At 73.4% G+C, this 21,816-nt stretch carries 20 protein-coding genes; 10 read left to right on the top strand and 10 right to left on the bottom strand.

Annotation, left to right across the window (positions count from 1 at the left end; genetic code table 11):
- Window positions 1–152: 152 nt before the first annotated feature.
- From ACZ42A_RS25310 to ACZ42A_RS25300, 3 genes are read left to right on the top strand one after another with little or no spacing between them, the layout of a single operon-like run.
- Window positions 153–530, top strand: coding sequence for a PadR family transcriptional regulator (locus ACZ42A_RS25310; RefSeq protein WP_468529619.1), 378 nt, complete (start codon window positions 153–155; stop codon window positions 528–530).
- Window positions 527–1,558 (top strand): hypothetical protein, encoded by a 1,032-nt coding sequence (locus ACZ42A_RS25305; RefSeq protein WP_468529528.1) that lies wholly within the window; start codon window positions 527–529, stop codon window positions 1,556–1,558. The genes ACZ42A_RS25310 and ACZ42A_RS25305 overlap by 4 nt, the downstream gene beginning before the upstream one ends.
- Window positions 1,559–1,603: 45 nt before the next feature.
- On the top strand, window positions 1,604–6,208 hold the full coding sequence (locus ACZ42A_RS25300) for a hypothetical protein (protein ID WP_468529527.1): 4,605 nt from the start codon (window positions 1,604–1,606) through the stop codon (window positions 6,206–6,208).
- Between the two features lie 69 nt (window positions 6,209–6,277).
- Here the strand turns inward: ACZ42A_RS25300 and ACZ42A_RS25295 are convergent, their stop codons facing one another.
- Window positions 6,278–7,642 (bottom strand): FAD-dependent oxidoreductase, encoded by a 1,365-nt coding sequence (locus tag ACZ42A_RS25295; RefSeq protein ID WP_468529526.1) that lies wholly within the window; start codon window positions 7,640–7,642, stop codon window positions 6,278–6,280.
- Window positions 7,643–7,801: 159 nt separating this feature from the next.
- A complete protein-coding gene (locus ACZ42A_RS25290) occupies window positions 7,802–8,194 on the bottom strand; it encodes a Fur family transcriptional regulator (protein ID WP_468529525.1) in 393 nt (130 codons plus the stop codon).
- 130 nt (window positions 8,195–8,324) lie between these two features.
- Here ACZ42A_RS25290 and ACZ42A_RS25285 point away from each other — a divergent pair, with 130 nt between their 5' ends.
- Window positions 8,325–8,684: an ArsR/SmtB family transcription factor gene (locus ACZ42A_RS25285; RefSeq protein ID WP_468529524.1), complete on the top strand. Its 360-nt coding sequence runs from the start codon at window positions 8,325–8,327 to the stop codon at window positions 8,682–8,684.
- Between the two features lie 49 nt (window positions 8,685–8,733).
- Here the strand turns inward: ACZ42A_RS25285 and ACZ42A_RS25280 are convergent, their stop codons facing one another.
- Together ACZ42A_RS25280 and ACZ42A_RS25275 are read right to left on the bottom strand one after the other, a co-directional pair.
- Entirely contained in the window at window positions 8,734–9,417 is a 684-nt protein-coding gene (locus tag ACZ42A_RS25280; protein ID WP_468529523.1) for a DUF305 domain-containing protein, read from the bottom strand.
- 107 nt (window positions 9,418–9,524) lie between these two features.
- A complete protein-coding gene (locus ACZ42A_RS25275; RefSeq protein ID WP_468529522.1) occupies window positions 9,525–9,965 on the bottom strand; it encodes a DUF6153 family protein in 441 nt (146 codons plus the stop codon).
- A gap of 184 nt (window positions 9,966–10,149) precedes the next feature.
- Between ACZ42A_RS25275 and ACZ42A_RS25270 the strand changes: the two genes are divergently transcribed.
- A complete protein-coding gene (locus tag ACZ42A_RS25270; RefSeq protein ID WP_468529521.1) occupies window positions 10,150–10,557 on the top strand; it encodes a four-helix bundle copper-binding protein in 408 nt (135 codons plus the stop codon).
- Between the two features lie 102 nt (window positions 10,558–10,659).
- Here ACZ42A_RS25270 and ACZ42A_RS25265 read toward each other — a convergent pair whose 3' ends face one another.
- Together ACZ42A_RS25265 and ACZ42A_RS25260 are read right to left on the bottom strand one after the other, a co-directional pair.
- The gene (locus ACZ42A_RS25265; RefSeq protein WP_468529520.1) at window positions 10,660–11,544 is read right to left on the bottom strand and encodes an arginase family protein; all 885 of its coding nucleotides are present in this window, start codon (window positions 11,542–11,544) and stop codon (window positions 10,660–10,662) included.
- Between the two features lie 51 nt (window positions 11,545–11,595).
- Window positions 11,596–12,231 carry a class I SAM-dependent methyltransferase gene (locus ACZ42A_RS25260; RefSeq protein ID WP_468529519.1) on the bottom strand — a complete coding sequence of 212 codons (636 nt, stop codon included), beginning with the start codon at window positions 12,229–12,231 and terminating at the stop codon, window positions 11,596–11,598.
- A gap of 79 nt (window positions 12,232–12,310) precedes the next feature.
- Here ACZ42A_RS25260 and ACZ42A_RS25255 point away from each other — a divergent pair, with 79 nt between their 5' ends.
- Both ACZ42A_RS25255 and ACZ42A_RS25250 read left to right on the top strand, forming a co-directional pair.
- Window positions 12,311–12,766 (top strand): flavodoxin family protein, encoded by a 456-nt coding sequence (locus tag ACZ42A_RS25255; protein ID WP_468529518.1) that lies wholly within the window; start codon window positions 12,311–12,313, stop codon window positions 12,764–12,766.
- Between the two features lie 799 nt (window positions 12,767–13,565).
- A complete protein-coding gene (locus tag ACZ42A_RS25250; RefSeq protein WP_468529517.1) occupies window positions 13,566–14,102 on the top strand; it encodes a hypothetical protein in 537 nt (178 codons plus the stop codon).
- A gap of 22 nt (window positions 14,103–14,124) precedes the next feature.
- On the opposite strand, the gene ACZ42A_RS25245 is transcribed toward ACZ42A_RS25250, so the two are convergent.
- Window positions 14,125–14,862: a response regulator gene (locus ACZ42A_RS25245; RefSeq protein ID WP_468529516.1), complete on the bottom strand. Its 738-nt coding sequence runs from the start codon at window positions 14,860–14,862 to the stop codon at window positions 14,125–14,127.
- Between the two features lie 134 nt (window positions 14,863–14,996).
- Window positions 14,997–15,182 carry a hypothetical protein gene (locus ACZ42A_RS25240; RefSeq protein ID WP_468529515.1) on the bottom strand — a complete coding sequence of 62 codons (186 nt, stop codon included), beginning with the start codon at window positions 15,180–15,182 and terminating at the stop codon, window positions 14,997–14,999.
- Window positions 15,183–15,308: 126 nt separating this feature from the next.
- Between ACZ42A_RS25240 and ACZ42A_RS25235 the strand changes: the two genes are divergently transcribed.
- Window positions 15,309–18,176, top strand: a complete 2,868-nt coding sequence (locus tag ACZ42A_RS25235) for a glycosyl hydrolase 115 family protein (protein WP_468529618.1) — start codon at window positions 15,309–15,311, stop codon at window positions 18,174–18,176.
- Between the two features lie 4 nt (window positions 18,177–18,180).
- Here the strand turns inward: ACZ42A_RS25235 and ACZ42A_RS25230 are convergent, their stop codons facing one another.
- Entirely contained in the window at window positions 18,181–19,362 is a 1,182-nt protein-coding gene (locus ACZ42A_RS25230; protein WP_468529514.1) for a GDSL-type esterase/lipase family protein, read from the bottom strand.
- A 25-nt stretch (window positions 19,363–19,387) separates the two neighbouring features.
- The gene (locus tag ACZ42A_RS25225) at window positions 19,388–19,957 is read right to left on the bottom strand and encodes a TetR/AcrR family transcriptional regulator (RefSeq protein WP_468529513.1); all 570 of its coding nucleotides are present in this window, start codon (window positions 19,955–19,957) and stop codon (window positions 19,388–19,390) included.
- 350 nt (window positions 19,958–20,307) lie between these two features.
- Between ACZ42A_RS25225 and ACZ42A_RS25220 the strand changes: the two genes are divergently transcribed.
- Both ACZ42A_RS25220 and ACZ42A_RS25215 read left to right on the top strand, forming a co-directional pair.
- The gene (locus ACZ42A_RS25220; protein WP_468529512.1) at window positions 20,308–21,291 is read left to right on the top strand and encodes a Bug family tripartite tricarboxylate transporter substrate binding protein; all 984 of its coding nucleotides are present in this window, start codon (window positions 20,308–20,310) and stop codon (window positions 21,289–21,291) included.
- The gene (locus ACZ42A_RS25215) at window positions 21,288–21,815 is read left to right on the top strand and encodes a tripartite tricarboxylate transporter TctB family protein (RefSeq protein WP_468529511.1); all 528 of its coding nucleotides are present in this window, start codon (window positions 21,288–21,290) and stop codon (window positions 21,813–21,815) included. The genes ACZ42A_RS25220 and ACZ42A_RS25215 overlap by 4 nt, the downstream gene beginning before the upstream one ends.
- Window position 21,816: the final 1 nt, after the last annotated feature.

The following is a 21,816-nucleotide window of genomic DNA, read 5'->3' as shown; positions in this document are numbered from 1 at the left end:
CCGTCGCACCAGGCGATTCACCCTCCCGAGTGACCGACCTCCTCGACGCCCCGCCCACCCTTCCGCACCAGCTCCGTAACCCTGAGAGTGTGCCTCGCTACGTCGATATATATCGGAAGCCGAGATATCATGGCCGCATGGCATCGAGGAACATGACGCAGGCGGCGTTCTTCGTGCTGACGGCCCTGGCCGATCAGCCGCGGCACGGCTACGGGATCCTGCGCGAGGTCGAGGAACTGTCCGACGGCGCGGTGCAGCTGCGGGTCGGGACGCTGTACGGCGTGCTGGACCGGCTCACCGCCGACGGGCTGATCGTGCTGGACCGCGAGGAGATCCAGCAGGGCCGCCTCCGGCGCTACTACCGCGTCACCGACGAGGGCGTGCGCGCCCTGGAGGCGGAGGCGGACCGGCTGGCAGCCGGCGCAGGAGCCGCCAAGCGGCGGATCGCCGAGGGCCGCCGCGCCCCCGGTGCCACCGGAACCGACCTTCCGCCCGCCCCGGGCCCCGGACTCGCCGGAGGACTGGCATGACGACCCTGCTCGAAGCCCGCTACCGCGCGGTCCTGCGACTGCTCCCCGCGTACTACCGGGAGGCCCGCGAGGAGGAGATGGTCGAGACGTACCTGTGGGGCATCGACCCGGAGGACCAGGAGCAGAGCCGCCCCGCCCTCGGCGAGGTCGCGAGCATCGCCGCACTCGCGGTACGCACCCGGCTCGGCGCCCCCGGCGCGCCCCGGGTCTACGCCAGGCTCGGCTCCGCCGTCCGCGTCTTCGCCCTCTACGCGGTGCTGCTCCAGGCGGCCTCCGCCGTCGTCGACTGGGCGCTCGCGCTCACCTGGGCGTCGAGCCGCGGCGAAGACGAAGAGGCTGTGTTCCTGTTCGGCATCACCGGCCACGGCCCCGCGCAGGGCGCGCTCGCCGTCGCCCAGTGGACGCTGCCGCTGCTGTGGACGGCCGGGTACTTCGCCCTCGTCCACGACCGCAGGCGGCTCGCCCGCGCGGCGGTGCTGACGGCCGCGCTGCCCACACTCTGGCCGCTCGTCGGACCGCTGCTCGGTGAGTCGGTGCCGCCGGACCCCGGATACGCCCTCACGGCCGCGCTCTTCGCCTGGCTCCCGGCACTCGCGCTGTGTGCGGCCCACCACCGCGACGCACCGGCGGCCACCGTCCCCGGCGGCTCGCCGGGACTCCTCTTCCTGGCCGCCTGTGTCGTCATGGGCGCCTCGATCGTGCTCGGGCCCGACGCCGCCGACGCCGTCTGGGCGCCGGCCGCCTGCTTCGCCGTCGGCGCGCTCGCCTGGCTCGTCCTGCGCACCCGGCGCGGGGAGACGGGCGAGCCCGGCGAGGCCTTCGCGCTGGCCGCACTGGGGCTGCTGCTGTTCGCGGTACGGGTCGCCGCGGTGTACCCGTGGCTGGACGTGGCGCCCGCGCCGCTGATCGGCGGCACGCTGGCCCAGGCGGCGGTTCTCGGACTGCTCGTGACGGCGCTGGCGGTCGTCGGCGCACGGGAGCCGGGCCGGGGCATGAGCGACGGTGTGGGAGAGTCGACGAGGGGCTGAGCGGCGGCGGACCGATTGTCAGTGGCGCGTGCCAAGATCGGTCGCATGGTCACGCAGGTCCCACTCCCCTCGGATCCCAACACGTCCGCCGTGCACGTCGATTGGGTCACGGCGCACGAACCGGGCGCCGCTCGCGCCGCGCGCGAACTCCTCGACGTCGTACGGGCAGCCATCTCGTCGGCGTATCCGAAGATGGGACGTTGCGTCGACACCTTGAGGCGTCACGCGAGCGCCCTGCCTCCGGCCCATCTGCCGTGGTTCTGGGACATGGTGGGGCACCGGCTGCTCAGTCGGCACCCCAAGACGGCTGCCCGCGCGTTCACCCTGGCCCGCACCGCCGAGCGCACCCACGCCCTGCCCGTGGACCCCGACTGGCACCAGGGGAACGTCCTGCTGTTTGCCCGCGCGGGAGCCCTCCCCGTCAAGGAGCTGGGCGACCACCAGCGCCGGCTGAGCACCCGGCTCGAACCGGCCGACGCCCACCGGGAGTTCGCCGCGCTCCTCACGGCCTGGGCCGCGTCACCCGGTGAGCTGCCCGCCGACCTGGCCCGCCGGGTGCGCGCCTCCGCCCGCGCCGCCGGACTCGGTACCGCCGAGGACGCCCGGCTGCTGGCGCACGCCCTGGGCGCGGCACGCGGAAAGGCCGTCCCCGACGCCCTGCTGGAGGCGGCCGCCGGACCGCTCGCCGACCACCCGCAGAACACCGCCGTGCTCGCGGCCCTGCTCGACCTGTTCCCGCAGAGCAGGAACGACGCCGCGGCCTGGCTGCGGCTCCTGCTGCGCTGCGGCGCCGTGGACGCGGCGGTCGCCGGCGAGGTGACCCCGGAGGGCGGCCTCGCCGGCTGGCTCGGCACCTACACGCGCACCTACTCCCATCGGCCCTCCGGCGGTGGAGTGGTCCGCCAGCCCATGCCGCCTGAACTCTTCGACGTCGTCGCCCGGTTCGCGCCCCGCCTGCGCGCCGCGGGCACCCCGGTACGGCTCCACGAGGACCAGTACCGCTGGCCGGGCCTGGACGCCGACCTCCTCGACGTCTGCCTGGCCGAGGGCATCCCGGTCGAGGACCCGGGCGACACCGTCCGCCTGCACTTCTGGGACGACCGGTCGCGCCGCGACCTCAAGGCCCTCGCCGCCGACCCCGTCTTCGGCCGCCGTCTGGAAGGCACCGTGCACGCCGGTCTGCGCGGCGCGGGCACGGCCATCACCCGGCTGCCGAAGAACGCGGGCATCGCCGCCGAGGTGCACACCCGCGTCGAGAGCCTGCTCACCGCGCTGCGCGGCGGGGGACTCGCCGCCGCCGACGAGGCGGTGGACGAACTGCGCACCCTGCTGGACCGCCCCACGGCCACCGCCCTCGACGGCATCGACGAGGCCTTGGCCGAACTCGACCTCACCGGCCCCCTCGCCCGCGCCCTGCGCTCCGGCCTCCCCGAGGAACTCGGCTGGCCCGCCCTGGAAGAGGCCCTGGCCGGCTTCCCGCCCGGCGAGACGGTCCGCGTCACCAGCACCTGGCCCGTCCTGACCGTGTACGGCTCCGACCGCGCCGTCGCCGTCGACCACGCGGGTCCACGCGCCTCCTGCACCTTCCGCCTGCCCGACGACGCCACCACCCACGCCGTGCACTACGCGGGCGGCCGGTTCCTGGTCAGCTGGACCTGCGACAGCCGGCACGGCTTCGGCGACCTGGCCTTCTGGTCCGACCACCCCGAAGACGTCTTCGAACCGGAGCACAAGATCGGCCTCCGGCCCTACGGCGGCATCATCCAGGGCGGCTACGGCTTCCAGTTCGAAACCCCGGACCGCAGCGGACGCCACGACGGCGAGCGGGTCCTGCGCCCCGGCGGCAAGGAGGGCATCGGCCACCACGAACTCCAGATGAGCGACGGACAGCGGTTCTGGAGCGCCGAGGTGTTCCACTCGCGCGGCAACTGGACCCGCTTCGACCCCGCCACCGGCGCCCGGGGCACCGACCGCACGCTGCCCGACTTCCACCGCGCGGGCGAGGTCCCGCCGGGCATGGAGGAGTTCGAGGACGGTCAGCTCCTCGCCGCCCTCCCCGAGGGCGCCCCGCCGTCCCCGCTCGGCCAGGACGGACGGCTCGTCGGCTGCCGCGTCCTCAACCGCACGCCCTACGCGGGCCCGTCACCCACCGACTTCGTCCTGGAGTCCATCGACGGCCGCCGCGCCCGCTACCGCAGCCGACGGCCCGGCCGCCGCCCCTGGGGCGTCATCGGCCTGCCGTACGGCGGCGAGGACGCCGTCCTGGTCGGGCAGGAGACGATCCGCTGCCACGCCGCCGAGGACAACTCGCTGCTCTGGCAGGTGCACGGCTTTCCCGGCTCCGGCCGCCCCCGCACCAGCACCTTCGGCGACGGCCGCGGCCCCGTCCCGCCGCCCGCCTTCTGGCACTTCCTCACCCCGCGCGACGAGCGCTCCTCCAAGGCCCTGCGCACGGTCGGCGCCGAGGCCGTACGCGCCCTGCTGGACGCGGCCCGGGAGCGGGCCGAGGACGGCGACCAGGACCTGCGGGCGCGGGTGACCCGGATCCTTCCCGACGTCACCGAGCCCCGGATCGTGGACGGTGTCGTCCGCGCGGCCCGTACGGCCGCCGACGTGCTGCGCCGCCGCGAGGAGCTGTCCCGGCGCGTCGGCGTGATGCGCGCCGGACCCGTCGTGGACCTCACGGCCCCGGTGCCCGACACCGACCTCGCGCCCGCCCTGTCCGGCTTGCTGCCCGACCTGCGCCCGTACGAGGCGTACCGGCCCGAGCCGCACCCGGGCACCCTGACGGCCCTCGCCGCCGACGGACGCCATCTGCGCGGCGAGATCGACGAGGAGACCCGGCACCTGGCACCGTCCTCCCGCCCCGCCGAATGGCAGGCCCTGCTCGGCCGGATCGACGCCGTCGCCTGGCGTGCCGCCGTCGACACCACCCCGCCCGCCGACCGCGCCGCCCTCACGGCACTCCTCGCCACCTGGAGCGGACAGCCCTTCGCCGCACGCGGCACCAGCTGGCGCACCGGCCGGGCCGCCGAGCAGCACTTGGCGGCACTCAGGTCCGCCGGCCACCGGGTGGCGGCCGGGCCCGACCGTGGCGGACTGGCCCGCTTCGTCCAGCACGCGGCCGACCCCGCCCCGGACGCCTGTGAGGAGGCCGAGACCGTCACCGTCGCCCGCGACGACAGCACCCGCCTGCCGAGTCTGCTGGACCTGATCGAGCGCCAAGGGCCCTTCACCGTCCCGCCGGAGGCCCTGGCCGTCTTCTCCTGGCGCACCGGCGTGCGGCGCACGATCGCCGCGCTCGTCCTCGCCGGACTCCCGCGCAGGGAGAACCACCGCGAGCACGAGAAGATGCTGCGCTCGGCGCCCTACCGGGCCAACAAGACGCTGGCGAGGGAGTACGACGGTTTCTGGTACCGGCTGGGCGACGCCGGGCGGCGCGCCGTCCTCGCGGCGGGCCTGCCCGAGGACCCCGCCGAGCTGTGGACCCACGGCGGTGTCACCGCGGCCGCCGCGCGCATGGCCGACGCCTGGGCGACACGGCTCGGCACCTCCCCGTACGTCGACGAGGAGTTGGCCGACGCCCTGGAGGCGGACCTGGGCCTGGGCGCCGACTGGGCTCGCGGCCTCCCGCACGGCAAGGCCCCGTCGGAGCACCACGGCTTCGTCCTGGTCGGCGACCGCAGAGGCGGCCTCGATCTGCATCTGACCCGCGCGGACGGCACCGCGGGCGACTGGGTGCCGATCACCAGGCCCGCCCACCTGGAGGCGGCCTCGGTCATCGCCTGGGCCCTCACCGAGCGACCGGTCGGCGATCCGGCCGCCGAAGGCGCCCTGAAGCTGTATGCCCGCCTGCGCGCACAACTCGACGATCCGGGCACCCTCGTCCCGCTCGGACAGTACGCAGCGCTCGCCCGGAAGGCCGCCGCCGACCCGCTGTTCAGGCCCTACGACGGCACCGTGCTGCCCTGTCCGCACCCGCTGCTCGACGGTGTCACCGGCCCGTCCACGGCGGTCGACGACGGGCTCTTCGTGGTCGCCGTGCCCGCCGGTGATGTGTTCCTGCGCCCGGCCGCCCTGTCCGAGAGCGGGCGATGGGAGCGGGCGGTCGGCCTGTGCGACGAGCCGGGCCTGGCCTGGCTGCGCGAACGGCTGGAGAAGACCCGGGCGCTGTTCGACGGACTCGACCGGATGGCCACCCGCGCGGCCGCCACCCCGGTCCCTCCGGGCGGGTACGAGGCGAACCCCGCGCAGTGCGCGCCCGACCTGGTCGCCGACACCGCGCGGGACCTCGGCGTCGGCGCGGACGCCGCCGCCCTGTATCTGCAACTGCTGGCCCTCGCCCGCCCCACCGACCGCGACATACGCCGCTGGAACGGCTGGACGGCCGCCCGCCACAAGGCCGCCCAGGCCGAGCTGGTCGCCGCGGGCGCGGTCGAGACCGGCCGCCGGGCCCGGGCGGGACGCACGGCTTTCGTCCCCGGCGAGTGGCTGGACGCGAAGGCGCCCCATCTGCCGCTCGAACGCCGCAAGCTGGCCGCCCACTTGGCCTCCGCCTCCGGCAAGGACGTGCACGCGCCCTTCCTCCGGCTGCTGCCACCCGTCCCGCCGCACGAGCTGTTCGCCCGGGCCGTGCGGGACGGAGCCTGAGCACGCGAAAGGGGCCCGGCGGCACAGCCACCGGGCCCCTCGGACGGCGAAGACGCCGACGTGTCGCGCTTACGCGCCGCTCGCCTTGAGCATGTCCTCACGCTCGACGATCTTCACCCGCTCGCGGCCCTGCGGCTCGCCCAGCGCCTTCTCCGCGGCGTCCAGCTTGTACCAGCCCTCCCAGGTGGTGAAGCGGATGTCCCGCTCGGCCAGGAAGGCCTCCACGGCCTCGGGCGCGGGCGCCTCCGGCGTCTGGAGACGCCCGTTGGCGAAGTCGTCCAGCAGGTTGGCGACGGTCTCGTTGGCGTCCCCCTTGGTGTGCCCGATGAGGCCCACCGGGCCGCGCCGGATCCAGCCGGTGACGTACACCGACTGCAGGTGGTTGCCGCCCTCCTCGATGACCCGGCCGCCCTCATCGGGCACCGTGCCGGAGTCGATGTCCCAGGGCAGCTTCGGCAGCTTGTCGGAGAGGTAGCCGACGGCGCGGTAGACGGCGGTGACGTCCCAGTCCGTGAACTTGCCGGTGCCCTTGACGTTGCCGGTGCCGTCGAGTTCCGTGCGCTCGGTGCGCAGGCCCACGACCTTGCCGTCCTCGCCCAGGATCTCGGTGGGCGACTCGAAGAAGTGCAGGAAGAGCTTGTGCGGGCGGTCGCCGACGTCGCGGATCGCCCAGTTCTCCAGCGTCTTGGCGACCATGTCGGCCTGCTTGTTGCCACGCCGGGTCTCGATCGAGCCCTCGTCGTAGTCGATGTCCTCGGGGTCGACGATGACCTCGATGTTGGGGGAGTGGTCCAGCTCGCGCAGCTCCATCGGGCTGAACTTCGCCTGCGCCGGGCCACGGCGGCCGAAGACGTGGACCTCCAGGGCCTTGTTGGCCTTGAGCCCCTCGTAGACGTTCGGCGGGATCTCGGTCGGCAGCAGCTCGTCGGCCGTCTTGGCGAGGATGCGCGCGATGTCGAGGGCGACGTTGCCGACGCCGAGGACGGCGACCTTCTCGGCCTCGAGCGGCCAGGTGCGCGGCACGTCCGGGTGGCCGTCGTACCAGGAGACGAAGTCGGCGGCGCCGTAGGAGCCGTCGAGGTCGATGCCGGGGATGGACAGCGCGCGGTCCGCCATCGCACCGGTGGAGAAGATCACCGCGTCGTAGAACGACCGCAGGTCGTCCAGGCTGATGTCGGTGCCGTAGTCGACGTTGCCGAAGAGGCGGATCTGCGGCTTGTCGAGCACCTGGTGGAGGGCGGTGATGATGCCCTTGATCCGGGGGTGGTCGGGGGCGACGCCGTAGCGGATCAGTCCGAACGGCGCCGGCATCCGCTCGAAGAGGTCGATGGACACACCGGGTTCGGCGGCCACGTCGGACTTGAGCAGGGCGTCGGCGGCGTAGATCCCGGCGGGGCCGGCTCCGACGATGGCTACCCGCAGAGGGCGGGGCATGATCAGGTTCCCTTCGAGCGATGACAAGCGACTCGCGGGGAAGCCTAAGCTAAGGCATGCCTAAGTCGGTACGCGGGTCCGACCTATGGGCTCATAAGGCGGCCTTATGAGAAGAATAAGCGAGCCTTCGGCCCCTGCCGGAACCGCGCCCGGACCGCCTCAGGCGGCCACCTGGCAGTCGGCGCACACACCGGTGAGTTCCACGGTGTGCTCCACCGCGGCGAACCCCGTGTCGGCCGAGACGCGTTCGGCCCACTCCTCCACGACCGCGCTGTCCAGCGGGCGGCTGAATCCGCAGTGGCGGCAGATCAGATAGTGCCGGTGCTCGTCGCCGGGCCGGGGGCGGTACAGCCGCTCGCCCGCCGTGTCCCGGACGACGTCGACGCCGCCGGTCGCCACCAAGTGGCGCAGGGAGCGGTAGACGGTGGTCAGGCCGATGGAGACGCCGTGGGCGGTCAGCCGGGCGTGCAACTCCTGTGCGGACACGAAGTCGTGGCAGCGCGTCAGGCCGTCGAGCACGGCCGCTCGCTGCCGTGTCGTACGGCCGCTCACGGCAGATCACCTCCAGTGGTGTCGCGGCGCACCGCGCCGGTGCGCGGAAACGATGGTAAGTGATAATGAAAGCCATGCCCACATGAACGCATCGTCATGTGTCACGCCGCGCAGCCTCTAGGCTGTACGCATGCCTGCTCGCGAGTCCGTGTCACCCGCACTCGACACGCATCTGCGCCCTCCGGACAGCGCGCGCCTCGCGGAGGCCACCGAGGTGTTCGCGATGCTCGCCGACCCCACCCGGCTGCATCTGCTGTGGCTGCTGGCGCAGGGGGAGTCCGACGTCGGCTCGCTCACCGAGCGCTGCGCGGCGTCGCGTACGGCGGTGAGCCAGCACCTGGCCAAGCTCCGGCTCGCCGGGCTGGTGGAGTCCCGCCGCGAGGGGCGGCACATCCACTACAGCCTGCGCGACGGCCATCTGCGCCGCCTCGTCATGGAAGCCCTCAGCCACGCCGACCACCGGGTCAGCGGGAAGGCCCCGCACGACTGACGCGGGCCGGAGCCCGACGTACCGGTGCGGGGCCTGGTGATCCGCCGGATCAGAGCCGGTCGAGGATGTCCCGCAGCTGCTCGACCTCGGCGGACTGTCCCTTGACGATGTCGTCGGCCATCTTCTTGGCGTCGGCGTTCGCGCCGTCCTTCTGCTCGTCCTGGGCCATGCTGATCGCGCCGTTGTGGTGCTCGATCATCATCTCGGCGAAGGCCTTGTCGAAGGCGGCGCCCTTCATGCCCTTCAGCCGTTCCATGTCCGTGTCGGACATCATGCCGTCACCGCTGCCGTGAGCGCTGTGGTCCATGCCCGGCATGGACTCCGCGGCGGTCGGCTGCTTCCAGGACCGCAGCCAGCCCTTCATGGTGCGGATCTCCGGGTCCTGGGCCTGCTCGATCTTTCCGGCGATGTCCTTGATCTCCGCGTCCGAGGCGCGGCCGTCGGCGAGCCGCGCCATCTCCAGGGCCTGCTCGTGGTGCGGGATCATCTGCTGGGCGAAGGTGACGTCGGCGTCGTTGAAGTCACCGGCCTCGGTCCCGGCCTCAGCGCCGGCCCCGGCCTCGGCCCCGGTCTTGGCGGTCGCCGACGCGGAGCCGGTGTCGCTGCCGTGGTCCATGCCGCTCATGTCGTCCCCGCCGCAGGCGGTGAGGAACAGGGCCCCGGCGGTGACGAGGCCGGCGGCGGCGATACGGCGGGCGGGGTTGCGGTGCAGGGCGCGCGTGAACGCAGTCATGGTGGATTTCACCTCGTATGTCGGTTCTGTTGCTGTTCTGGTGGCCGTTTTTGGCGTACGCGAGATCGCGGGGGCACGTAGGCGCGCGCCCGCGCAGGCGATTCGGCCTACAGCCGCAGCACCGACAACCGGGTGAGATCGGGTCCGCGTGGCGGGGGATTGGGCCGCTGTACGGCGGCCACCTGGGCGAGCAGCTTCGCCAGCCACTCGCGGCGCCGGGTGAACGCCGCTTTCAGGAGCGTGGCGAGCACCCACCCGCCGAGCATGACCGCCACGCACAGCGAGGCCATGTCCATGGCCATGCCGGGTTCGTGGGAGGTCGGCTCATGGGAGGTCGACGGGGTGTCGGACGAGTGCGTCGACGTGTGCTCCGCCGGATGACCTGCCCTCTCCGGACGGGACATCTCCGGAGACATCTTCATGGGCGCCGCGGAGATCGCCGCTGTGCCGGACGAGTCGTCCGGATGTCCGAGGGTGTGCATCACGAAGACGCCGAGCGTGAGCACGACGACGAGCAGCAGCTGCCCGAAGGCGCCTGCCGTCCGCACGCACCGGCTCGCCCGCACGCTCGATCCCCTTCTCCGCCGTCTCGGCATTCCCTCCAGACCGTATCCGGTCGCGAGACGCCAGCCGGTGAAGGGGGGCGCGATTCGCGCGTTTGGCCCTGCTGACGGCGGCTATTCGGCAAGGGTCCGACTGCCCGCCCCCCGGCGCCAAGAGGAGGGGTCCGTCATGACCACGGTCAAGGACATGCTCGCCACCTACCCGGCCGACCTCGGCGATGTCGACCGCGCCAAGCTCACCCGGTGCATCGAGGAGTGCGTCGCCTGTGCCCAGGCGTGTACCGCCTGCGCGGACGCCTGTCTCTCCGAGGGCATGGTCGGCGACCTGACCAAGTGCATCCGCACCGACATGGACTGCGCCGACATCTGCAACGCCACCGCGTCCGTCCTGTCCCGCCACACCGGCTACGACGCCCACGTCACCCGCGCGATCCTGCAAGCCTGCGCCACCGCCTGCACGGCCTGCGCCGACGAGTGCGCCACCCACGCCGACCAGCACGAACACTGCCGCCTGTGCGCCGAGGCCTGCCGCTCCTGTGCACAGGCCTGCGAGGAGCTTCTCGGCGCCCTCGGCTGAAACACCGACGCCCCGGCCCTGACGACTCGGCCCTCCGGCCTGGTCGCGGGGCGAGGCGCTGCCGTCCGGTCGAGGTGATGCCGTCATCACTCCCACCCTTACTCACACCATTGGCTCGTCGACACTCAGTCCGCGGCGTAGACAGCGCGCAAGGCGGGCCGCGAGGATCCCGTCGGGGTCCAGGCGCGGATTGAAGATGGTCACGTCGAGGCCGACCGCCCGCTCGTCGGCCAGCGCCGTGCGCAGCATCTCGGTCAGCTCCGCCCAGGCCAGCCCGCCGGGCAGCCGGTAGTCAACGGCCGGCATGATCGCGTCGTCGAGCACGTCGACGTCCAGATGGACCCAGTAGCGGACGTCGGCGAGCCGCCCGACCGCCTGCCGGGCCGCCTCGCCCGCGCCGACGGCTCGGACGCCGTCCAGGTCGATCGCGTACAGCCGGGGCGGCAGCGGCTGCATCCCCGCCCGGCCGGATTCGTCGGCGTCCCGGAAGCCGAGTACGGCGACGTCCTCGTCCCGCACCAGGGGCCCACGCCCTTCGAGATCGGTCAGCAGGCTGGGGCCGCGGCCGGTGACCAGGGCCAGCTCCATGGAGGCCGCCTCCCCGGCCGGTTCCGCCGACGGCTGGTAGAAGTCGGTGTGCCCGTCCAGGAAGAGCAGGCCGTACCGTCCCCGGCGCCTGAGGGCGAGCAGATTGCCCAGCAGGATGCTGCAGTCGCCGCCGAGGACCAGCGGGAAGCGCCCCGTGTCCAGGACGGCGCCGACCGCGTCCGCGAGCCGCACCGAGTACGCCACCAGACCGGCGGGGTTGAGCACGCCGGTCTCCGGGTCCCGCCGGGCGTCGTACGGCGGCGGCTCCACCCGCCCGGCGCGCACGGCACCGGCAAGGGTCGCCAGCCCGGCGTCGAGCAGCGCCGCCGGAAGGTCCTGGACGCCGGTCGGTCGCAGGCCGAGCACGGACGGAGCCTCCACGATCGCCGTGTCGCGCATGGCCGGACCCCTTTCCGTGGCGTCACGGCCATCGTCCCGCGCCGGCCGGCGTCAGTCGCGCCGGGCGTACAGGAACAGATGCGGCTCCGGTACGGCCTCGGGGTGGGCCGGCGTGAACAGCGTCTGCTCCTCGCGGAGCACCGTCAGGCCCGCCGCGCCCGCCAGCGCGGTGAAGTCCCCGGCGGCGAAGCTGGTCACCCGGACCGGCTGCCCCATGAACACGACGTCGACGCCCTCCACGTCGACGGGCACCGTCGCCAGCACCAGGTGCCCGCCCGGGCGCACCGCCCGCGCCAGCCGCCCGACCAGGCCGGACTGTTCCTCGCGGTCCATCTGGAGCAGCGAGAAGTACACGCAGACCGCGTCGTAGGAGCCGTCCGCGAGCGGCAGCTCACGGATGTCGGCGCACCGGAACTCGGCGTCGGTTACCTGCCGCCGCGCCAGCTCCACCATCACCGGGGAGACGTCCACCCCCAGCACCCGATGGCCCGCCCCGGCCAGCGTCTCGGCCGTCGGCCGCCCCGTCCCGCTGCCCACATCGAGCACCCTGCTGCCCGGCTCCAGCCGCTCCAGCAGCCACTCGAGCGACGCCCGGTGCGCCTCCGATCCGGCGAACGCCTTCTCGTACGCGGCGCCGAGCGCGTCGAACACGGCAGCCGCGTCCGGCCGGTGGTCCCCGTCGGTCACAATGCCTCCTCCGGCGTGGTCGTGGCGGGCATCGTCGCACCCGGGGAAGCGGGATGACAACGGGAGTTAGGGTTCCGCCGTGGCCACCTTGCTGATCGTGCATCACACCCCGTCGCCCAACTGCCAGGCGCTCCTCGAAGCCGTCCTCGCCGGGGCGACGACGCCGGAGATCGAGAACGTCCGCGTCGAGCGGCGCGCGGCCCTGTCCGCCACCGCGTCCGACGTGCTGGCCGCCGACGGCTATCTGCTGGGCACGCCCGCGAATCTCGGCTACATGTCCGGCGCGCTCAAGCACTTCTTCGACCAGGTCTACTACCCGTGCCTGGACGAGACCCGAGGCCGGCCCTTCGGCTACTACGTGCACGGCGGCAGCGACGTCACCGGAGCCGTCCGCGGCATCGAGTCGATCACCACCGGCCTCGGCTGGCGCCGCGCCGCCGAGCCACTGACCGTGACCGGCGAGCCCACCAAGACCGACCTGGAGGCGTGCTGGGAACTGGGGGCGACGGTGGCGGCGGGGCTGATGGGCCGGTGAGCGGGCGGGGTGGCTGGGCGGTGCGGGGCTAGGCGGTGCGTGGCTGGGCCGCCCGCCGCTTGTCGCCTGCCGTCCGCCGCCTCGTGACTGCCGCCTGTCGCCTACGCGTCCCGCCCGCCGTCTGCCGCCGGTCGGTCGGGGCGGTGCCTATCCGGGGCCGCCTGTCGTTTCCCTGCGGCCTGCGGCCTGCGGCCTGCGGCCTGCGGCCTGCGGCCTGCGGCCTGCGGCCTGCGGCCTGCGGCCTGCGGCCTGCGGCCTGCGGCCTGACGCCGGTCGGCCCGGGCGTTGGTTGTCGGGGCTGTCGCCTGCTGTCGGTCGGTCGGGCCCGTCTGGCGGGTGTGCCTGTCGTCGGTCGGCCCGGGCGTTGGTTGTCGGGGCTGTCGCCTGCTGTCGGTCGGTCGGGCCCGTCTGGCGGGTGTGCCTGTCGTCGGTCGGCCGGGGTGGGCCTGTTCGGGGCGCCTTCCGCCCGTCGGTCCGGGGTGGGCCTGTTCGGGGCGCCTTCCGCCCGTCGGTCCGGGGTGGGCCTGTTCGGGGCGCCTTCCGCCCGTCGGTCCGGGGGGAGCCTGCTCAGGTCGCCTTCCGCCTGTCGGCCCGGGGCGAGCCTGCTCGGGTCGCCTCCGTCGGTCGGGGCCGGTGCCTCTCCGGGCGCCGCCTGCCGCAGGTCCGAGGGACGCAGCCCGTCCCCCCGAATGTGGGCGAAGCCACGCCCCGGAAGAGATCCGGGCCATGTCCATCTCCGCGGTCCCCGAGATACCGTTTTGTCCGATCCCTGTTTCCCGGCAGCTCGGACGGCCCGCCAGTGCTCACAGACCTGACCCCGCTCATCGCGGCGACCGCCCAGTGGCTGACGCGTGCCTACCCGGCGTCCGGCGGTGCGTTCGCCGCCGCCCTGTGCGAGGCGCAGGCGCGGCAGGCGGTGACGGTCGCGGCACTGCTGCGTTACCCCACGCGGACGGACGCGGCGCTGGTAGCGATGGCCGGCCCTGGCGGCTCGGCCCGCCTGGACTGGGTCACCGGCGCGGACGCGGCGGGCGACGCGCACGATGACGACGCCGCCTGGCGCACCTGGGTGGACGAGGTCGTGGCCAGCTGGGCCGCCTGTCTGCTCACCGACCCGGAACTGGCCCGGCAGGCGGTGGCCGTGGTGACCGAGGGCGCGGAGCCCGCCGGTTCGCCGGTCGGGTTCCGCCGCCTGATCGAGCCCGGCGTCCGCGACCGGGACGCCGCGGCGCTGCTCCGTCACCCCGACCTGATGGCCCCCATAGCCGAACTGCACCTGGATCACCTGCTGGACCGACTGGGTCCGGACCCGGCGGACCAGGCGCTCATCGCCTGAGCCGGCAGCCGGTCCCGCCGCCTCAGCCCCGCCAGCCGTACCGCCGCTCCGGCCGCCCCGCCACGCCGTACCGCAGCGACACCTCCGCGCTGCCCGTCGTATGGAAGTACTCCAGATAGCGACGGGCGCTGACCCGTGACAACCCGGTCAGGGAGGCGCACTCGCTCGCGGAGAGGGTGCCGTCCGCGCCGCGGAGCGCGCGTTCCACCAGGTCCGCGGTCTCCACGCTCATGCCCTTCGGCAGCGTCCCGGTGACCGGCGCCGGCAGGGCTGCCCCGGCGAGCACCCGGTCCACGTCGGCCTGCCCGCGTACGACGGCGTTCTCCCGCCGGCCGCGCTGCGCGACGTAACGTTCCAGCCGCACCCGCAGGTCGGCGAAGTCGAACGGCTTGAGGAGATAGTCGACGACACCCTGCCGTACCGCGCCGCGCACCGCGTCCGCCTCCCGGGCCGCGCTGATCACCATCACGTCGCAGTCGTGCCCGGCGGAGCGCAGGCGGGGGATGACGTCCAGGCCGAAGACATCCGGCAGGTAGAGATCCAGCAGCACGAGGTCCGGGCGCAGGTCGTCCACGGCGTCCACGGCCTCCTGGCCGCTGCCCGCGACGCCCACGACCCGGAACGGCCGGACCCGTTCCACGTAGGCGCGATGCACCTTCGCCACCCTGAAGTCGTCGTCGACGACCAGGACGCCGATCGTGTCCGTGGCCGCACCGGACGGATCGGCGACAAGAGTCGTGCTGGACACCGCAGTGCTCATCGGTCCGCTCCTTCCGCCACCGCGTCGACGGGGTGGCTGACGGTCAGGCGTGCCGGGATCACGGATTCGGCACCGTGATCCCGCCGCCGTGACGTTCGCAGACCGGCAGGCCGGACGCCAGGGGTGTGACGCGCTCAGGGTGCCGTGACGAGCGGCGGCTCACCCCAGTCGGCGGTCAGCGCCTCCCGTACGGCGGCGACGCCGGCGCTGCCGATGCGCTCGGCGGAGAAGCACCCCTGGACGTCCTGCCTCCGGCAGCCCCACCCGCAGAGCCCTCCCCTGACCGGATTTCGCCCCACCCGCCCCTCTGGACGCGTCAACACCCCTCACCTACAGTCGCGAAAGCTCCTTGCGAAAGCGCTTTCTGCCCCGCTTCCAGGAAGGTGACCCTCGTGCCGCACAACGAGCCGCCCCCGGGATGGACCCGGAAGTCGTTCCTGCGGGGCATGGCCGCCGCGGGCGTTGCCCCGTTCCTGCCCGTCGCCCTGCCGGGCACGCCGCACGCGGCCGCCGACTCCTCCGGCTTCCCGCTCGTCCGGGACGGGGCCGCCACCGACATCTTCGTGGACGCCGCCGACGACCCCGCCGTCGTCCGCGCGGCCGGCGACCTGCAGGCCGACGTGGAGCGGGTGAGCGGCGTCCGGCCGCGGCTGGTGCACACCCCGCCGGAGCGGGCCGCCGGTCTCGTCGTCGTGGGCACCCTCGGTTCGAGTCCCGTCGTGGACCGGCTCGCCGCCGCCGGACGCCTGGACGTCTTCCGGGTGCGCGGCCGCTGGGAGGCCTCCGTCACCCAGGTCGTGGAGCACCCGATGCCCGGCGTGGAGCGCGCCCTCGTGATCGCGGGCAGCGACCGGCGCGGCACGATCTACGGCGTCTACGACACCTCGGAGCGCATCGGCGTCTCCCCCTGGTACTGGTGGGCCGACGTCCCCGTGGAGCACCGCGACACGGTGACCGTCCCGGCCCGCCCGCAGCTGCGGCCCGAACCGTCCGTCCGCTACCGCGGGATCTTCGTCAACGACGAGCAGAACCTCACCACGTGGTCGCACCGCACCCAGGAGCCGGACAAGAACATCGGCCCCCGCACCTACGAGCGGATCTTCGAGCTGCTGCTCCGGCCGAAGGCCAACTACCTCTGGCCCGCGATGCATCCGTACTCCGACTTCTTCAACAAGCACCCGGAGAACCCCCGCCTCGCCGACGCCTACGGCATCGTCGTCGGCTCCAGCCACCCCGAGGCCATGCTCCGCAACGGCGTGCACGAATGGGCGCCGTGGGCCGAGGAGCACAAGGGCACCGACGGCACCCTGCCGGTGTACGACTACACGGTGAATCCCGAGGTGATCTCCGCCTACTGGCGGGCCCGGGCCCGGCAGAACGCGGCGTACGAGAGCAGCTGGACCCTCGGCATGCGCGGGCTGCACGACTCGGCGCTGGAGACGAAGTACGCCACCACGATCGAGGAGAAGGTCGCGGTGATGAACGACATCATCGCCGACCAGCGGCGCATCCTGGCCGAGGAGGTCGGCGCCGCGGCCGAGCCGCAGATCTTCATCCCGTACAAGGAGGTCCTGGACCTCTACAACGCGGGCGTCCGGGTCCCCGACGACGTCACCCTGATCTGGCCGGACGACAACCACGGCAACATGCGCCAGCTGCCCGACGCCGAGGAGCGGCGCCGCCCCGGCGGCCACGGGATCTACTACCACCTGTCCTACTGGGGACGGCCCAAGAGCTATCTCTGGCTGGACACCACCCAGTTGAGCAAGGTGTGGCAGGAACTGCGCCGGGCCTACGACCACCGGGTCGACCGGATGTGGATCTTCAACGTGGGCGACATCAAGTCCATCGAGACAGGCCTGTCGTTCTGCCTGGACATGGCCTGGGACGTGGACCGCTGGGACGCCGACACCGTCGAGGACTTCCTCGTCGAGTGGACCGGACGGCAGTTCGGCGGCCGGTACGGCGCCGAGATCGCCCGGATCCGCACGGAGTACTACCGGCTCGCCGCAGAGCGGCGCCCGGAGTTCGTCGACCGCGGCACCTACTCGCTGGTCCACCACGGTGACGAGGGCGGTCGCCGGATGACCGCCTACGAGGAGCTGCTGGAGCGGACGCGTGCGCTCGGCGCCCGGCTGCCCGCCGCCTACCGGGACGCCTACTTCGAGCTGGTCGAGTACCCGGTGCACGGGGCGTACCTGATGAACCTCAAGTACCACTGGGCCGACCGCAACGCGCTCGCCGTCCGGCAGGGCCGGGGCGCGGGCACCAACGTCTACGCCGATCTCGCGCTGGCCGCGCACGCCGACGAGGTCGCGCTCACCCGCCGCTACAACACCGAGGTCGCCGGCGGGAAATGGGACGGGATCGTCAACCCGTACCCCTCCCAGATCCCGAAGGCACCCGGCCGCCCTGCCGTGACCCGGGTCCCCCGGCAGGAGACCTCGGGCCTCGGCGTGGCGTCCGAGGGCAACGAGACGGGCGTCGAACGGCCGCTGTCCTTCTCCTCCTACACCCGCGACCGCCGCTTCCTCGACGTCTTCAACACCGGCTTCCTGCCCCTGGAGTGGACCGCGACGACCAGCCATCCCTGGCTGCGGCTGAGCACCGCCTCGGGCACCCTCACCGACCAGATCCGGGTGTGGGCGGACGTCGACTGGGAGCGGGCGCCCGAGGGCGCGCACGAGGCGGCGGTCACCGTCACCGGCGGCGGGACGAGCGTCGTCGTCCCCGTGCGGGTGCGCAACGACGGGGAGCGGGCGCGGCGGCGCGCCCGCGGGTTCGTCGAGGCGCACGGGTACGTCTCGATCGAGGCTGCGCACTTCGACGGCCGGGTGGCGCGGGGCGGCGCCCGCTGGGAGACGGTCCGCGGACTGGGCCGCCGTACGGCCGCCGTGCAGACCGTGCCGTCCACGGCCGCGCCGATCACCGAGGGACGGGCGCCGGAGCTGTGGTACCGGGTGCGGTTCAGCAGCACCGGCACGTTCCCGGTGACCGTCTTCCGGCTGCCCTCCCTCGACGAGCGCGGCAGGCGGCGCCTGGCCGTCGCCCTCGACGACCAGCCCGCCACCGTCCTGTCCGGGCAGGCCGTCGCCACCGGCAACCGGGGCGACGCCTGGGCCCGCAACGTCGAGGAGGGGATCGAGAAGCTGACCACCACCGTCACCGTGGACGAGCCCGGCGAGCATGTCCTGCGCCTGCTGATGGTGGACCCGGCGATCGCCGTCGACCAGATCGTGATCGACACCGGCGGGCTTCCCGCCACCTATCTCGCCCCGCCGGAGAGTCACCACCCGTCCTCCGACGGGCTCTGACGCCTCAGGCGCGGGCGCCCGCGAACGGACCGCCGCCGCCGAAGGCGAGTTCGGCGAAGCGCTCGCCCATCCGGCGGTGGGTGGCGGCGTCCGGGTGCAGACCGTCCGGCAGCGGCAGCTCGGCGGCGTCGGACCCGCCGTAGAGGGCACGGCCGTCGAGGTAGTGCAGATGCGGGTCCTCGGCGGCGCGCTGCTCGACGATCCGGGCGAGTTCGTCACGGATGACGTTCAGGGTGAGCTTGCCCCAGGCGATCTCATCCGGGTCGCCGGTCGCCCGGAACCGCAGCTGTCCGGTGCCGAGGGTGGAGAAGTCCGGAACGCCGGGGCCCGGGGTGTCCTCGTGGATGGGGCACAGGATGGGGGAGATCACCAGCAGCGGGGTGGCGGGATGGCCCTCCCGGAGGGTGTCCAGGAACCCGTGGACGGCGGGGGTGAAGGCCCGCAGCCGCATCAGGTCGAGGTTCACCAGATTGATGCCGATCTTCAGGCTGATCAGATCGGCGGGGGTGTCCCGCATCGCCCGGGCGGTGAACGGGTCGAGCAGGGCGCTGCCGCCCAGGCCCAGATTGATCAGCTCCGCGCCGCCGAGGGAGGCGGCGAGCGCGGGCCAGGTGGCGGTGGGGCTCGCGGCGTCGGAGCCGTGGCTGATCGAACTGCCGTGGTGCAGCCACACCGGGCGGTCCGGGTCCATGGGCACGGGCTCGACCGGGGCGTCGGTGCGCAGGGCGACGAGTTCGGTGGTCTCGTTGTGCGGCAGCCAGATCTCGACGACCTTGACCCGGTCGGGCAGCCCGTCGAAACGGACCGTGCCGGGTGGTCCGGGCCGTGACTCGAAGGACCCGGTGGTCATGTCGATGGTGAGGGTGTTGCCGCCGGCCACGGTGGCCTGACCGGCCGGCTCGCCGTCCACGAGCAGGTCGTAGACGCCGTCCGGGCGGGGCGGGACGCCCACGTAGACCCGCTTGGTGGGCAGCGTGTCCAGCTCGACGGCGGTGGCGCGGGTGCGGAAGACCAGCCGTACGCCGGAGGGCTGTGACTCCGCCGAGGCGAGCTGTGGGTCGAGGTACTGCGCCCGGGCCCGGGCGGGCAGCCGGTGCGGCAGCAGTCCGTGCGCGGTGCGCTCCAGGTCGAGGGCGCCGCGCACGAGGTCCGCGGTGAGCGGGGTGGTGGTCCAGGGGGTGGTCATGGTCTCCGCCGGTGGGGGTCGGGGGTCAGCGCGCGGGCCAGTCGCGCAGCAGGGCGTCCAGGGCGTCGAGGATCCGCGACCAGGTCTCCTCGGAGTCGGGTTCGCTGTGGCTGAACCCGCCGCTCAGCTCGAGGCTGACGTAGCCGTGGAACACGCTGCCCAGCATGCGGACCGCGTGGGTCTGGTCCGGTTCCGTCAGGTCGTAGCCGCGCAGGATCGCCCGGGTCATCTGCGCGTGCCGTACGCCGGCACTGGCCGCCGCCGTCTCGGGGTCGAGCTTCAGCCGGGCCGCGGCATAGCGGCCGGGGTGCTCCCGGGCGTAGTCGCGGTAGACGTTCGCGAACGCGGTCAAGGCGTCCTTGCCGGCCCGTCCGGCGAGCGCGTCGGCGGCGCGGTCGGCGAGCTCCTCCAGCGCGAGCAGGGCGATCCCGGTCCGGAGGTCCTGCGAGTTCCTCAGGTGGGAGTACAGGCTGGCGACCTTGACGTCGAACCGGCGGGCCAGCGCGGAGACGGTCACCCGCTCGAAGCCGACCTCGTCGGCCAGCTCGGCGCCCGCCTGGATCAGACGCTCCGTGGTCAGTCCCACGCGTGCCATGGCGGCCCTCCTTCCGTTCGCTGAATCGATTATGGCATTTCCCTAAAGCCTTTAGGCAAACGCCATCTGGTGTTAGTCGAGCCACCCGGCCGCCCCTGTCCGATCCAGCCCTATCTGTTCAAGACCACCCCCGCCGGCGCCGCCTGCACACGGCCGCACCCGTGCTCGACGAGGCGGACGCCCTCGACCGAAAGTGACGCACCGCTGGGTGGACCGGGCCACGCGCGCCCCTCTGACGCCCTGACCACAACGACCACAATCATCGTTGCCTCCACAAACGCGACAGCCCGGCCGCCCCCGGGCACCATGTGGCCACCTCCCTCCCCGAACTCATCGACAGGTGGTGGCCCGTGCGCCTGCGCACTCCCCTCGCCCTGCTCGGCGCCGCCGTGCTCGTGCTCCTGGGACCGCCGCTGCTGACCACCGGCAGCGGCGCCGAGACCGGTACGCGAATCCCGGGCCTGCGCTTCATGGTTCCCAACACGCCCGGCGGCGGCTACGACATCACCGCCCGCACCGCCGCCCGGAACGCCGAGGACGCCGAACTGACCCCGAACATCGAGGTGTTCAACCTCCCCGGCGCTGGCGGCACCGTCGGCCTCACCCGGCTGGTGAGCGAGCACGGCAACGGCAAGCTGGCGATGTCCATGGGGCTCGGCGTCGTCGGCGCCGTCCGCTCCAACCACGCGCCCAAGACCCTCGCCGACACCACCCCGATCGCCCGCCTCACCGAGGAACAGGACGTGGTCGTGGTCGCGAAGGACTCGCCGTACCAGACCATCGACGAGCTGATCACCGCCTGGAAGGCCGACCCCGGCAAGCTGCCCGTGGGCGGCGGTTCGGCCCCCGGCGGCCCCGACCATCTGGCGCCGATGCTGATGGCCAGGGCCGCCGGGATCTCCCCGAAGGACGTCAACTACATCCCCTTCGACGGCGGCGGCGAACTCCTCGCCTCGATCCTCGGCAACAAGGTCGCCTTCGGCGTGTCCGGCGTCGGCGAGTACCTCGACCAGATCAAGTCGGGCGAACTGCGCCTCCTCGCCGTCACGGGACCCGAACGCGTCGACGGCCTCGACGCGCCCACCCTCCAAGAGGCGGGCTACGACGTGAACTTCACCAACTGGCGCGGCATCGTCGCCCCGCCCGGCCTCACCGACGCCGAACGCGACAAGCTGATCCGTCTGATCGAGGCGCTGCACGACTCGCCGGAGTGGCGGAAGTCCCTGCGCGAGAACGGCTGGGACGACGCCTTCCTCACCGGCGACCGGTTCGGCGCGTTCCTCGACGCCCAGGACAAGCGCGTGGTCTCCGTACTGAAGGAGCTGGGACTGTGACGACACCCGCCACCTCCGAGGCCCCGCCCCGCCGCTCCTGGCTGCGCGACCACTCCGAACTCGGCGTCTGCGCCCTGCTGCTGGCGCTCGGCGTGCTCGTCCTCACCGACGCGCTCACCATGGACGTCGACATCGCCCAGCGCGGCCCCGTCGGCCCGAAGACCGTGCCCGTCGTCGTCGGCGCGGGCCTGCTGCTGATCGCCGCCCTGCTCGCCGTCGACGTGCTGCGCGGCGGGCGCGGCCAGGCCGAGACCGGCGAGGACGTCGACCTCTCCGAACCCGCCGACTGGCGCACGGTGCTGCTGCTGGCGGGCGTCTTCCTCGGTTCCGCCGTCCTCATCGAACCCCTCGGCTTCCCCGCCGCGGGCGCCCTGCTCTTCTGGGGCGCCGCCTTCGCCCTCGGCAGCCGCCGCACCGACCGCGACCCGCTGATCGCGGCCGCCCTCTCCCTCATCACCTACGCCGTCTTCAACCACCTGCTCGGAGTGCCGCTGCCCGGCGGCCCGCTGATGGGAGTCCTGTGAC

Source organism: Streptomyces sp. NPDC030838 (genome assembly GCF_055572035.1).
Note: the sequence above shows the minus strand (reverse complement) of the source record. Positions and strands in the feature narration are given on the sequence as shown.

Coding starts and splice junctions, on each gene's coding strand:
- ACZ42A_RS25235 (WP_468529618.1), top strand. CDS start 15,309: ATGGCCGCCGCGGGCGTTGCCCCGTTCCTGCCCGTCGCCCTGCCGGGC.
- ACZ42A_RS25245 (WP_468529516.1), bottom strand. CDS start 14,862: ATGAGCACTGCGGTGTCCAGCACGACTCTTGTCGCCGATCCGTCCGGT.
- ACZ42A_RS25310 (WP_468529619.1), top strand. CDS start 153: ATGACGCAGGCGGCGTTCTTCGTGCTGACGGCCCTGGCCGATCAGCCG.
- ACZ42A_RS25295 (WP_468529526.1), bottom strand. CDS start 7,642: ATGCCCCGCCCTCTGCGGGTAGCCATCGTCGGAGCCGGCCCCGCCGGG.
- ACZ42A_RS25270 (WP_468529521.1), top strand. CDS start 10,150: ATGACCACGGTCAAGGACATGCTCGCCACCTACCCGGCCGACCTCGGC.
- ACZ42A_RS25265 (WP_468529520.1), bottom strand. CDS start 11,544: ATGCGCGACACGGCGATCGTGGAGGCTCCGTCCGTGCTCGGCCTGCGA.
- ACZ42A_RS25230 (WP_468529514.1), bottom strand. CDS start 19,362: ATGACCACCCCCTGGACCACCACCCCGCTCACCGCGGACCTCGTGCGC.
- ACZ42A_RS25225 (WP_468529513.1), bottom strand. CDS start 19,957: ATGGCACGCGTGGGACTGACCACGGAGCGTCTGATCCAGGCGGGCGCC.
- ACZ42A_RS25285 (WP_468529524.1), top strand. CDS start 8,325: ATGCCTGCTCGCGAGTCCGTGTCACCCGCACTCGACACGCATCTGCGC.
- ACZ42A_RS25305 (WP_468529528.1), top strand. CDS start 527: ATGACGACCCTGCTCGAAGCCCGCTACCGCGCGGTCCTGCGACTGCTC.
- ACZ42A_RS25280 (WP_468529523.1), bottom strand. CDS start 9,417: ATGACTGCGTTCACGCGCGCCCTGCACCGCAACCCCGCCCGCCGTATC.
- ACZ42A_RS25300 (WP_468529527.1), top strand. CDS start 1,604: ATGGTCACGCAGGTCCCACTCCCCTCGGATCCCAACACGTCCGCCGTG.